A 13,983-nucleotide genomic window follows, 5' to 3' on the forward strand; every position below is an offset into this window, starting at 1 on the left:
GAGGTTTTCTATGTCTAATAGAACCGCACGTTACAATGGAAATGCGATGCGAATCATAGATAATGGCGACAATAGTTTCTCATTTGCTGCAATAGAATTGCCATCAACAAAGATATCTTCCACAAGTTTCACCAGACCAGCAGATACAACTGCATATACAGCAAATGATGTTGTTGGTCCTGCTGTTACTGGTAATCTATCTTTTTCTGATGTGTCAATGATAAGTGGTGCACCTATTAAGATCGAGTCGGCAATGATGGAAATTGATGTTGCTGCTGTACCGAGTGGAATGTCCACATTCCGATTACACATTTATAATGCAGCACCAACTGCGATTGCCGACAATGCAGCGTTTAATCTTATCGCTGCTGACAGATCGAAATATCTAGGTTATATCACTTTTTCTACTCCTGTTGATTTTGGAGATACGTTGATAAGTGATGTGAGTGCCTTAAAGAAAATCATCAAACTTGCCGATAATAGCACATCCCTTTATGGCATTTTGGAAACCATTGGTGCGTATACACCAACATCTGCAGCAGTTAAGAAAATTACACTTGTTACATCTTTAGCATGATGAGGTGAAATATGGAAAGAAAATTAGACATTCCATTAAACGCAAATGAACGTTATTTATATGCTATATGTATGCGTCTTGATGCGTTAATTGAAATGATGAATAGTTTTATTCAAGTCTATGCAAATCAAAATAATCTTGCAACTACGCAAAACGTTGTTGAGGAAAAGGTGACAAAACCTCGCAAATCAAAGGGGTGATAATGTGACAAGGATACAACTGATTTTAAGAGTTAGAAGTTATACACGTGACTTTTCAAATTCAATCTTTCGTGAAATTGATATTACTGATTATCTGAATGAAGCGATCGATAGAGTGCGTGAAGTTATAACTGAATGTGAAGGTATGGTGTATTTAACAAATAACTCTGATGTGCCGACGTTATTACCGAGTCAATATCACTACCTGCTTTCTGTGTACGCCGCATCACGCTGCTATTCCCAAGATGGGAATGATTATAAAGGCGGCGATATGATGAATGAATTTGAAAGTAAACTAAACGAGTTGCAGACCAAAATTGATAATGGTGATGTGATTATTACTGATATAAACGGCAACACAATTACCAATGATAATCCTATTGATTATGTTGATTTAAGTGCTTATTGGAATGCAAATCAATTTGATACCGAAGAAGAATTAGGAGTTGAGGGGGTTGAATAATGGCTTTTATACGTAAAAAACTTCCTTCTCCTAATGTTGTTTATACTTTCTCCCTTCAAGATTTTACTGGCGGCCTGAATAATCGATCGGAAGTATTAGAACCAAATGAAGCTAAATCACTGATGAACGTGCGTTTTGGTGATAACACATCAATTGAAAATAGACCTGGGCAAAATTATTATGACGATCTGCAATTAGATGGTGAAGTGGTGTTTATAGATGAATATAAACCATATAACGATCTTCCGATGTTTATACGTGCTACTGAACGTGAGATATATGTGAATAACACGTTGTTGACAAATATTGCAGGGAAACCTTGTGGTGTTACACATCAAGGTAAATATTTCTTTTGTGATGGGGATAAATTGTATTGTTATGGTAAATTCGACCAAGTAACCAGCACGTATATCAATGTAATCGGCACGCCTAATCCAAGTTATTGTTTAATGACAGTTGTGAGTCCAGATATTGCTGCGGTACGTCTTAATACTGACCACACACAAGGTGTATTAAATATTGATTACACGAATATGCAAATCTATTATGTACCATGTGAAAATGAATTCGTAGACACTTTTAGTGGTGCGAATGTTGTGCCTGATAATTTGAAATATATCATTTCACATCAAGGAAGATTATTTGCATCGGGTTGTGCAGAAGATGATGATAATGTATTTATTACTGATTTGCAGCATCCTTTTTATTATCCAGTATCATTGCCAATGCAAGTACCACCTAACTCAGATAAAATACGTGGATTATGTGTTTATGATAATAGTGTGATTGTTGGCAGAGAGAAGGATATGTATGTCATTACTGGTGATACAAATATTATTGACACTGGTGCTGATGTATTTGCATTAAAGCGTCTTAACACACATACCGGCATCGCTAATCATGATTCGATGAAAGTGGCTCATAATTATTTATTCTATCTTGGTAGTGATGGTATTGTATACAGTCTCGCATCAGCAAATAACAATAATGAGAGAGTATTGGCAACTGTTAATATCAGTAAGAATCTTGATTTGACAAAAGAGCCGTTAAACTTTTATCTTTATGAAATTGATTATGCAACTGCTTTCTTTTTCAATAATGAATATTATCTTAGTATATCAGATAAAGTTTTGGTTTACAGTTATCTCAATCAAAAATGGGTTATCTCAAAAGGATTAGACGCAAGTTCATTCTATTCTAAAGATAATAAATTGCTCATCGGTAGGCTAGATGGTACAACATCTTTTCTTGATGAGAACACGTATTTAGATTTTGGTAAACCTTATCAAGCATCATTTTATTCTGCAAATCTTGATATGAGTGATGCAGTTATTTATAAATACTTCCGTGAATTTTATCTTGTAGCACACGTATTTCAGGATTATCCATCAGATATCACTGTGTTGTTTGAAATTGACTATATTGATGTTGTAGATCGGCTCATCATATCAAATCAGATAAGTCAGTTTGGCAAAGCAATATGGGGAGACTCACGATTTATTACACGTAATATTGCTGAAAGTCTGCCATTTATAATTGGAAGACGTGGACGTAATATTCGTTTTAAATTATCTTGCAGTTATGATGTTGATGGTGAAGTTGATTTTTATTCTGATTTGACAGCGTACACAGGTAAGGTTGATGGACTCTTAGTATACGTGGCAGACGAAGACTGTTACTATTTATATATAGATGGTCAATGGCTTGCACAATCACTTTATGATTTGGAACAACGAATGAAATTCTATCAAATCAATGGTGATTATGAGAAACGTGGAAAGAGGTGATTGAGTGACAATTTCAAATTTAACATTATCTTATCCAGACTTTGTTCTTGGGCAGATAATTAATCCAGATGAATTTGACCAAAACAATGATGAAATTGTTGATAAAATAAATGAAACAATAAATGCTATAAATGCAGATGTTGCTGAATTAGTAACACATAAAACATCAACCGATCATGACAGTCGATATTATACAGAAACTGAAGCTGATGCAAAATATGCAACCAAGGCTGAAGTTACTAGTATTGAACTTGGACAAATCACAGATGGTTCACTTACTGATGTGAAGTTGTCTAATACAGCAGGGCAAATTAAAGATCGTGTGAATATATTGGAATCTATTGCTGTATATGAATCTGCAAGTGGTACTGGTACAGTTATTACCTTATCAGATGTTGTATTATCAGATAATTATCCTAAGACATTCATAGCCGGTGCAAATAATGTTGGCGCAGCCACTACCATCAACGGCAAGCCGCTATATAAACCAAACACAACAACCGCCCCGAATCTCGTTGCAGGAAAAGCCTATACCGTTTGGTATGACTTATCAGGTGACTGTTTTTTTGTCAAAGCTAGTGCGGAAGGTGATGCCGTTGCTGCAAACGTACTAGCCACTAAAACATTCAGCAACGACAGCGATACCGGTATAGTCGGAACAATGCCAAACCGGGCCGGTGACACTGCGGCTCTGTCCAGTGAAGTATCTGGGACAACGCTTAAACTTCTAGCCTCTGACGGATACCGGGACGGTGTAGATGATAAGGTTACTGTCACGGATTCAAATTTTCTGGCGGAAAATATAAAAAAGAATGCAGAACTTTTTGGTCTCAGTGGTTCTTATGACGCATATGAGAAGAATGTTACTATATCTCCTGGAGCTTTCGGTACGATGTCTTTTGTTAGAAGCGCTATAGCATGTAGTTACACATCTTATGGTGGTTTTTTAGGCGCTATTTCTGCAAATGGCAAATACGGCCTTCAAGTCAGTTTAGGATTAACCTATCTCATGGTTCTTGATCTAGTAAACAATACGAATTCGCTAAATATTGCATTGTCTAATTACGCCGCCGTTGCTGTGATGAATGATGGTAGTTTTTTCATTGCAAACTCTTCTGATAAAAAAATATATAAGTATAATTCTAGCGGAGTTAATATCGCAACGTCTTCAGCTTTCACTTACGCTGTTGGCGCTATGTCTTTATCTATTGACGAGGACGCATTGTATGTCGTATTTGGCACATCGTCACCAATGGTTAAGCTAAACACAAATACTTTAGCAACTATTGTTACTTCATCTGGTTCGTATACTACAAACAGAGACAAATTCTTTGTGGACTCAGAGTATGTGTTTATGTTCGACACAACCTCTGGCGTTACTAAAATAACAAAAATAAATCGAAGCACTCTAGCATTAGTCGCTGTTAGTTCCGCTATAACGTATTCGTATAGATACGCTTTGAATGGTAATTATTCACAGAACATCATATATTTTAGTTATAGAGATGGAAGTAACTATGGTTATTCTTATGGGTATTCTTATACAACTTTGGCACAATGCACAGCCGTTGGAAGATCAAACAACATAAACTACTGTATAGCAACTTACCCGTTAAGTAATATTGGAGCATTCACTATAATATATAATATGTCTAATTATTGTGTAATTTTGAATGGAGATCAATCTTATCCGATAGATACCGGAATCTATATTATAGATGCCGCATTTAATCTAATCGGTGTAGGTCTTGCTATAATTAGCAGCTCGTCTACTATTTACTGTTATAAAATATCAAGTTTATTAAAATAAGAACGTTTGGAGGGATGCTTAATGCCTTATATCTTTGGAAAAAAAGAAAATGATCTCGTTACCGTAGAGAGTTTTGTTCTTGTAGACGATTCTTTAAGTCAAGATGACAAAAACAAAGGGTTTTATGTTAACAGCGCTCCACAAGAAGAGTTTATAGAGGGTAAGGTTGTTATTAAAACATATTTAAATCTTACCACCGGTGTGTATAGCTTTGATTATGCCGACAAACCAGTCGAGGACTCTGAAAAAATAACACAAATGCAGGAAGAAATCGACCTGCTCACGCTTGAAATCGCGACACTCAAAGGGGTGTAATTTATGAAACAGATAAAAGCAGACCATAAGGCTAAAATCCTTGCCAAAAAGGAAACGATCTGGAACAGGATTCTAGATCGATTAGAGAAGAAGGGTAAAGTTAAGAACAAAGACAAAGTATTAAAAGCGTTGATGAAATAGAGGTGCATAAATGGATGTTTGTGTTTTTCATGAAGAAACACAATCCAACATAAAAGACTTACAAACAAGAGTAAGTAAACTTGAATTATCTGATGCGCAAAAAAATATTCAATTTGATAACCTATCCAAATCAATAGATGATTTTAAAATAGATTTGAAATCAGATATTGCGTGTATCAGAAAAATATTGGATAACGAAAGACAAAAACCAGCAGATCGATATGCAGCACTAACAACAGCTGCGATAACAACAATTCTCGTTTTTATTGTTCAGTATTTAATGAAACTCATTTTAGGTACGTGATATGAAAATAAAAAAACCCAACACATCCACACTTATTGTGTGGTTTGTCTTTTTCGTGCTGGCTGCATTCACCATTAAAATTCTACAGATTGTTGAAAATGGTGGGCAAGAGCCAGCAGTATTGATCGGTGCTGTATTTGCTTTTTGTACTGGTGAGTTTATTAATCTTACTGTTATTAAACGGACTAAGATTAAACATGGGGTGAAGAAAAATGATTCCAATGAAGGATGCGACAATAACCAAATGTTATAAAGAATTACCCGGTTCCAATATCACATATCGTAAAGGATATCACACTGGTGTTGATTTGATTAGTACTGACTATAACATTTATGCAGCACTTTCTGGAACAGTTATAAGAGTTTATTATGATGCGAAGGGTTGGGGAAAGTACGTTATCCTACGTGTTACAGCATGTAATGGAAAACAATACGATTTAATACACGCACATTGTGACAAACAATATGTTAAAGAAGGGCAAAAAGTAACTGAAGGATTTAAGTTTGGATTTATGGGTGCAACAGGTCAAGTAACTGGTGCGCATTTACACTTTGAAGTACGTGAAGTACCTTGGACAAATGGCAAAGATATTGACCCTTGCGTGTTTCTCGGTATTAAAAATGAGAGAGGCAAAGTGATGAGTACAAGTTCAGCAAAAGTTGTTATTCCAACCGGCAATAACATTACACCTTTCAAATCAGGTAATGGATGGCTTGAAGATTTGCCTGAACGTACAATTGCACATCAAGATGCATATAATTATATTTGTTTTTGGAAAGATGGTCGTGTTACTGAACATAAAAGAAATCAACCAATTGTTGAGTGGAAATAAGGAGGATTTAACATGCAGGATGTATTGATTCAAGTTTTCACATCAAACGCAGCGTTATCATTATACGTTGCTATACTTGCACTCATCGTTGGTGTTTTGATTAAACGTTATCCATGGATAAAAAAATACACCAACATTGCTATTGATGTATTTGCATGGATTGAAGAAAACTACAAATCATGGGGCATCAATGGTAGTGAAAAGATGGATTATTTTGTGAAGGATTTTATTGCTGATTATACAAAACAATATGGTGAAACGCCTTCTATTGATGTGATAGAAAAAGCCAAAGCACTTGTTGAATCACTTGTTGCTAAACAGAATGAAATTGCAGGAGGTGTTGTGGATGGCAACAACAACTAAACCAACTGTAACTGTTGTTAAAGGGTCTGTTGATGAGCAGGCCCTACGTTCTCAATATGGCGACAGTATCAATATACAATATGGTAATAATCAGTTTACCGGTTCTAATCGTACTGATACAAATCAACAGTATCAGAATTATCTTTCTCAAAACGGTGTCACTGCTGCTAATAATTCTGTTGATTTGAAATCACTTACCGGCACAAAAGTTGTCAATGGCAAATCAGCAGATGGCAGTAGTGATTTGGATGCTGCATTAACGAGTCTTTTAAATCAAGCACAAGCAAATTCAGATGCTTATCTTCAATCACAAACAGCTATGTTACAATCCAATCTAAATTCTGCAATTGCAGAATTACAAAAGACATATCAAAATGCTGTTGCTGAAGGTGAAATCAGTGTCCGTGATGCGGAAGATAATCTTGCATCAGATGTTGCTGCTATTCAAAAAGAAGCTTATAACGATGCCGAGAAAACGGCTGTATTTGGTCAGCAACAAGGTATTCAAAACAGTCAACAAATGGTTGGTCTTATGGCTGGTGACGCTGCACGAAAAAATACCAACATCACTACAGCACAGAAAACTCGTGACCAAACCGTTGCTAATATAAAAACACGTCTTAACGCTTTAAAGGCAAATACTGATACTGATATTGCAACAACCAACGCTAATTACAATTCTGATGTGGCTGCTGCATCTGCGCAAGCAAGTCAAATGTATAACTCATCTGTGATGGGAATACTTGGTGATGATTATAGTAATAAACAAAACCAATTCTACACCGAAAAGAATGCTGCAACTGCACAACAAAATGAATTAGCACAAATGGCTAAACAGCAAGAATATACTCAAACTAATATGAACTTAGAACAAAAATATAAAAAAGAATTAGCTGCTATTGAAAATTCATATCAACTTGGACAGATAAGTGCTTCGGCAGCTGCAAATGCAAAAGCTAAACTAGCTGCTGACCAATCTGAATTTATTCAGATGTGTAAAGCATATGGCATCAATCCAAATGCAAGTGATGCAGCGTATCAATTACGTGTTGCACAAATCAATGAAAGTCAAGCTATTAAAAAAGCTGATATTTTTCTTGATGCATCAACTAAAGCTGAAGCTGATAGCATTATTAACAACCCTGCATTGAAGTATTCTGATGAGGAAAAATTGAGTTATAATCCTTTTGATGATTCGAACATTTTTAACTATAATCCATACACTGGAACAAGTAGTTCAACTGGATATTATGACCCTATTTTTGCACCAATGTGGCTTGGTAATTTAATCGATAATCAAGATCGCTCATCAGATGAACAATTAGCCTCTAAGAAAGCAGCACAAGCAGCTTTAGAGAGATTGTATAATCCTACTTTTAAATAAAAATAGGGGCATATTGTATGACTAAATATAAAACTGATTATTATTTTAAAAACAAATATATTACAAATCGTACTACCAAAGCTGACCCTGAATTAGTTAAATTGTTTTCATCTAACAATTATTTTAACATTCCATCACAACGATCAGGTCTTGACCGTGTTTTGGATGCTGTATCTATTGGCAATTATCTTACTGCTGGTATTGCCGATGCACTTGTAAAAAAGGATTTATCTGTTTCTGATGCGATAGTGAGGGCATTGAGAGCAGCAAATCCTTTTGGTGAAGGTTATGAAAATGGTGAATATCATTATAGCCAAGTATTAGAAGATGCTGGTTGGAAACCTGAAAGCACCGGCGGGCGTATTGCGAAAGGTGTTGTTGGGTTTATTGGTGATGTGTTATTAGACCCTACCACGTACCTCACAGGTGGTGCATCAGCATTATTACGTGGAACAGGTAAGGCTGGTCTGAAACTTACACATACTGCTGATGCGGTTAAGGATATTGCCAATACTGGCGGTATGACTGTTGATATGGCAAAAAGTATTCTTAGCAAATCAGGAAAGCAAATAGATAATATTGACGAAGCTGCTGAGAAATTTGTTAAGGCTTATAATAAGGTCGCCGGAGTTAGAAGTACTAATGCCGATCTCACGTTCGGTCCAAGTAATCTTCCGTTTGGCGAAAGATTGTTCGGCAAGAATAAGCGTATCACATTAGCTAAAGCCAAGACGCTTGAGGATATTGGTGAAGCAACTCTTGCACCACATTACGCAAGATTGCGTGATAGTATTTATGGAAGTCAATTGGGTAAGTTGTTTTCCACAAAATCCTCGCTTTATCAGGCAAGTAAAACTAGACCTGATGTAGTTTATAAAGTACTCGATTATGCGGAACATACACGTGGCCTTAAAGGCGATAAAATCGCTGCAGAGAAGGCCATACGTGATTATGCTGCACAATATGATTTGACGCCAGATGATACTCGGCAAATCATAGAACTGATGCAGGATAAGTCAAAATGGTCACGTGTTGCAGAACTTGTGAAATTTATGGATACACGTGAAGCTAAACTGATGCAGAATGAGTATCGATATAAACAAACCGATGCTGAAACAAGATTAAGTGATTTGGAAAATCGTAAAGCTTTCTTTGAAAACACTGGAAAGAGTCTTGATGAGCAAATCGTTGATATACAAAATGATTTACATCATGCGCAAAATGGTTATGAAGAATCAATTAAGAAGTATATTGGTGAAATGGCAACTGATGAGGAAGTACAGAAATATACCAATGCGTTGTTGGGTAAAAGTACTGAAACACATACATCGGCTGATTTACTTGAACAGTACAAATCATATAAGAGTGCTGCTGAGATAGCACAAAAGGAAAGAGGACGGCTTGTAAAGGATGAATCTTTCTCTGATTTGGATTATGCTGATGAGATAAAAGGTATTACTGATGTGGATAGGCCTAAACTCATCAAATCACTTTCACATGATTTGTTTGGAAAAGATGATATGATTTCTAATAGTGTTCCGGAAGAATATCTGGACATTGTTTTTAACATGCTTGGAAAAGGCAAATCAAAGGATATGATAGTAGATTATATTGATTCCAATTCATCGCAATTCAGTGGCAAGGCCAAGACGATCTATTCCTTCATTGCTAAACAACTTGGATATGGTGAAGGAAAACAATATAAGTCGTGGAAAGAAGTTGTTGAAGCAAATCAGAATAATCCCAATTTCATCAATACAGAACGTGATAGGAAATTACTATTACGTGCATTAACGTCTGCCAAAAACACAGATGAAATGAAACAAATCATGACTGATGTGGAAAATAAGCAATTTGAAAAAGTTTTCAATGAAGAAAGAAAACTCATCGATGAGAAGAATAGAAATGAATTCATTGACAGCGATTCAGCTATGGAAACTGAATTCAAAAGCCGTAAAACTATTTATAAAAACAACTATTCTCTTGATTTGTATGTACAAGATAAATTCCCAAAAGGTGTTAAGAATATTGATTCGAATCCTGGTTTTTCCAAATACATCAAACAACTCAAATTTGAAATGCAGAAGTTTATTAAGGAAACATTTAATGTCGATGATTTCAGTAAGTTGAGTGAGAAGCGACAGAATTGGGCATTTGGTGTTGCAAAAACAATTGTTGATAACGGCGAATCTAAATTTAAAAAGACATTGGAAACAACTGCAAAAGGAGCCTTAAAAGAAAGGCTTATTAAATCACACATTCAGCACGTTAAAGACAATGTACAAATCAATTCTGATGTGAAATTTTCTACTGGCAGCGTTGAACAGAAGATTGCCATTGATGAGAAGATTGGAAAATTACAAGATGAGTTAGTCAAATTTGAAGACGCTTTTAAAAAGCGTGATGAATTGTTTGCAAAACTTATTCCATATCAACAGAAATATACCATTCAGCGCAAATATCAATTTACTGAGGAAGATCTTCCTCACATCAAAACAATGGGTCAAATTAAAAAAGATGCTATCAAGATCGATTTACATTATCCGCAAGATAAATATAAGAAGTTAAAACAAGAAATTTCTGATTTGCAAAAAGAAAAAGATACCATTGGTGAAGGTGGTAAGCAAGCCGGTAAAGTTATTGGAATTGACAATCGTTCCGATGTGCCAACATATCACGTGCAAATGAGCAATGGTAAAGTGGTGCAGATTGCACCGGGTCAAATCACACATGTTGCCAATAAAGCAATTGAAGAAACCCCCATCATAAAAGAGACTATTGAAAACTTCGATGAACTTGAAATGAAGGTTAAGGCACGTGGAGAATATGAAACCTTAGTTGCTGAAAATAAAGCACATATTCTTGATTTGCAAAAAACTATAAGTGACCTTCAAGAGCAGCGTAAGTTAATCAATGATGCTTTAAATAGTAGTGAATTCAAAAATATTGATAATCTTTATTCTGATTTGGAAAAGTATGAAGATATGTTCGCATCACAGGATGCTTTTGAAACTGCTATGAGAAGTATTTATGGCAATGACAAAATTGATGAGATAACTTATAAATCATCACCTAAACTTTATGAAGCTGTACTTGATGAAACTTTAAATGTAAATGATAAAGTACGTGAAGCAGCCACATTCTTTAAAAATGAATTCATAAAGATTGGACATGAAGAAGTCACAATAGGCAAAATGAAGTCTGACCAATTTGAAAAGATGATGTTGGATTATCTTCCTCACATTATTACTCCAGAAGGTGAGGAATTAATCAGAAAGTTTTATGCAAATCAAACTGGTGAAATGCCTGAATATATCAAAAAGATCATTCCTAAATTTGGCACCGATCTTGGATATGGACGTAAATTCAATCCCTTTGCTAAGAGTAGGACTTTAAAAGTGTTGCCTGACGGTGAAGGTGGAGTGATTATTAATCCAACTATTGAACAAATCAATAACTTCTTTAAACCTGTTCTTCAAGGTAAAAACTTCTTCAATGAAAACATCGTTGATATTTATTTGGCACGTGCAATGAAACATACGGAATTGATGTATGACAATGCCTACATGAAAAATATGATGGATACATTTGGTGATGTTTATGATGGAGAAGTAAAAGAAGGTTATGATATTGTTGTCAATTACGGCAGGATGAAGGAAAGTATCAATGATATTGGAAGTGCAAGAGTATCCATTGAAATCAATAAAAGAGTATCTGATTGGTTGGAAAGTGAATTTCAACGTGGATTAGAATCTGAAATAAACGATATTGTTTCAACTAAACTTCATGCATGGAATGTTAAAGAATATGATATAAATAGTGAATATTCGAGATTGTTTGATGCTGAAGTTGGCAGATGTGTAACACAATTTATTAAAGAGACATTTCCATCTGATGTGAGAAGTCAGATATATCAACGTGAAGTAGATAGATTTATGGCTGATAATCACATCACAGGTGTACTTGATGACTTGGCTATGCCGATGTTGAAAATTAATGATGAACAATATAAAGGCATGAAAGGCCATGTTGATGAGTTAAAAAAAGATTATCTCGAATCAATACTTGGTAAGGAAATCATTGATGATAGTAATGTTGATAATATTAAACGTTATTACAAAGGTGGCCTTGTATCACTTCTTAATAGTCATTATTATCGTATCAATGGTAAATCTATGTCTTTCTTTGAGAAGACAGATATTATTGGAATGTCTTCCGATGAAGCACGTGAAGCAATCAAAAATTATTTGAAGAATGATTATTTTACTGATGCGGAAAAACAAAGACTTAATAAGATGCTCACAAAATTAGATATGTATGACAAACTTGGTATTCGTGCAAATCAGGTAGACAATGTTATTGTTGAGAAGGCAAATCAGGCAAGAAAACTTCAAATTGCCAAAGACCAAAATCGTTTCTTGCAAATGTATGATAAGTTTACGCACTTTGTGAAACTGAATCAAACTACTATATTACCAGCGTTTCATTTAAGGAATAAGTTAAGTAACACGTACCTCAACTGGCTCGATGTTGGTATTGATGCATTTAATATTGATTTCCAAAAGAACGCTTTTAAAGCGATAGTGAACCAAGGAAAAACAGAAGCCATGCTTACAAAACAGTTATCATGGAGTAATGTCTATGATTTTGCTATGAAATACGACGTAATTAACACTGGTTACTTTGCTATGGATGTTGGTGTTGGTGCAGAAAGTAAAGGTGTACTTAAAAAAGTACCTCGGAAGTTTGATGTTACCAATACTAAAGATTTCATCCTTTATAAGAAAGGTGCAGAGATCGGTGGTAAGATTGAGAATCAAGATAGACTTATCCACTTCGCATCGTTGTTGAAGAAAGGTTATGCACCGCAGGACGCCGCTGCCAAAGTTGATGAATTCCTCTTTAATTATTCTGATTTGACTGAGTTTGAACAGAGTGTTATGAAACGTGTATTGCCTTATTACACGTGGCTCAGAAAGAACGCTGAGTTGCAATTGCGTGTGTTATTAGAAAATCCTAAGAAGTTTTTATATGTATCAAAAGTGCTTGGTGGAGTGGAAGGCATCACCAATCAAGAAGATCGCATCAATAAGGATTTGGTTAATGATTTTGCTGTTGATTGGGTACAGTTGCCGTTTAGTGTTCGTAATCCGCAAGGTAGAACAGAGCCAGTATTGTGGAATCCAAACTTACCGTTTATGGATTTAAGTAGAATACCTGATGTAACAAGGCCAATACAATCAGCAAAAGAATTATTTAGTCAATCAAATCCATTATTCAAAACACCTGTTGAACAAATTGCAAATAAGAATTTCTTTTTCGATAGTCCGATTGTTGAAGATGACTCATCTGTTGGTCAGGCCGTTGCTAATCGTGCCGATCACGTTGCATCACAATTTGGTGCATATGGTGTGGCAAGTGGACTTGCAACAAAAAATGGTATGGATTTAGGTTTACATGTGTTAAACAACGCCACTGGCCTCAAGTTCTTATCTTATGACTACGATGCTTATAAAGCCATGAGGATTAAAGAAATACTGGCAAATCAACAATAATATGTATGATGTGGTATAATTAAACAAAAACAATATAATGGAGGAAGATTGATGAAAAAGACGGGTTCAATTCTTTTGACAAAGATGTGGATGCTCATATTTTCAATTGTTACAATTGCTGGTGGCATTGTTTTAATCATAAATACCATATCCACACAAAAAAACCCCTCATAACGAGGGGTTTCTTACTTTACATATGAAATTGTCAGGTACAAATACCTTACCCACTTATTTTTAAAGCCTTACAGGGC

Annotated in this window: 13 protein-coding genes; all 13 read left to right on the forward strand. The window is 35.3% G+C overall.

The window, feature by feature from the left end:
- Positions 1 to 10 precede the first annotated feature (10 nt).
- From A7K50_RS09650 to A7K50_RS09705, 13 genes are read left to right on the forward strand one after another with little or no spacing between them, the layout of a single operon-like run.
- Entirely contained in the window at positions 11 to 577 is a 567-nt protein-coding gene (locus A7K50_RS09650; RefSeq protein ID WP_119775850.1) for a hypothetical protein, read from the forward strand.
- Between the two features lie 11 nt (positions 578 to 588).
- The gene (locus tag A7K50_RS09655; protein WP_119775852.1) at positions 589 to 777 is read left to right on the forward strand and encodes a hypothetical protein; all 189 of its coding nucleotides are present in this window, start codon (positions 589 to 591) and stop codon (positions 775 to 777) included.
- Between the two features lie 4 nt (positions 778 to 781).
- Positions 782 to 1,240 (forward strand): hypothetical protein, encoded by a 459-nt coding sequence (locus tag A7K50_RS09660; protein WP_119775853.1) that lies wholly within the window; start codon positions 782 to 784, stop codon positions 1,238 to 1,240.
- The gene (locus tag A7K50_RS09665) at positions 1,240 to 3,027 is read left to right on the forward strand and encodes a hypothetical protein (protein WP_119775855.1); all 1,788 of its coding nucleotides are present in this window, start codon (positions 1,240 to 1,242) and stop codon (positions 3,025 to 3,027) included. Before A7K50_RS09660 ends, A7K50_RS09665 begins: the two co-directional genes overlap by 1 nt.
- A gap of 4 nt (positions 3,028 to 3,031) precedes the next feature.
- A complete protein-coding gene (locus tag A7K50_RS14355; RefSeq protein WP_243103707.1) occupies positions 3,032 to 4,837 on the forward strand; it encodes a hypothetical protein in 1,806 nt (601 codons plus the stop codon).
- A gap of 21 nt (positions 4,838 to 4,858) precedes the next feature.
- Positions 4,859 to 5,152 (forward strand): hypothetical protein, encoded by a 294-nt coding sequence (locus tag A7K50_RS09675; protein WP_119775857.1) that lies wholly within the window; start codon positions 4,859 to 4,861, stop codon positions 5,150 to 5,152.
- Positions 5,153 to 5,155: 3 nt separating this feature from the next.
- On the forward strand, positions 5,156 to 5,293 hold the full coding sequence (locus A7K50_RS14045) for a hypothetical protein (protein ID WP_020491393.1): 138 nt from the start codon (positions 5,156 to 5,158) through the stop codon (positions 5,291 to 5,293).
- Positions 5,294 to 5,303: 10 nt separating this feature from the next.
- Positions 5,304 to 5,597 (forward strand): hypothetical protein, encoded by a 294-nt coding sequence (locus A7K50_RS09680; protein WP_119775858.1) that lies wholly within the window; start codon positions 5,304 to 5,306, stop codon positions 5,595 to 5,597.
- Between the two features lies 1 nt (position 5,598).
- Positions 5,599 to 5,850, forward strand: coding sequence for a hypothetical protein (locus A7K50_RS09685; protein WP_020491394.1), 252 nt, complete (start codon positions 5,599 to 5,601; stop codon positions 5,848 to 5,850).
- Positions 5,810 to 6,430, forward strand: coding sequence for a M23 family metallopeptidase (locus A7K50_RS09690; RefSeq protein WP_119775860.1), 621 nt, complete (start codon positions 5,810 to 5,812; stop codon positions 6,428 to 6,430). Before A7K50_RS09685 ends, A7K50_RS09690 begins: the two co-directional genes overlap by 41 nt.
- Positions 6,431 to 6,442: 12 nt before the next feature.
- Complete coding sequence (locus tag A7K50_RS09695; protein ID WP_119775861.1) at positions 6,443 to 6,793, forward strand: hypothetical protein; 351 nt, start codon at positions 6,443 to 6,445, stop codon at positions 6,791 to 6,793.
- Positions 6,777 to 8,177: a hypothetical protein gene (locus A7K50_RS09700; protein ID WP_119775863.1), complete on the forward strand. Its 1,401-nt coding sequence runs from the start codon at positions 6,777 to 6,779 to the stop codon at positions 8,175 to 8,177. The genes A7K50_RS09695 and A7K50_RS09700 overlap by 17 nt, the downstream gene beginning before the upstream one ends.
- A gap of 17 nt (positions 8,178 to 8,194) precedes the next feature.
- Entirely contained in the window at positions 8,195 to 13,732 is a 5,538-nt protein-coding gene (locus tag A7K50_RS09705; RefSeq protein ID WP_119775865.1) for a hypothetical protein, read from the forward strand.
- Positions 13,733 to 13,983: the final 251 nt, after the last annotated feature.

Origin of the sequence: Dehalobacter sp. MCB1, from assembly GCF_003590275.1 — a bacterium.
Taxonomy (GTDB): domain Bacteria; phylum Bacillota; class Desulfitobacteriia; order Desulfitobacteriales; family Syntrophobotulaceae; genus Dehalobacter.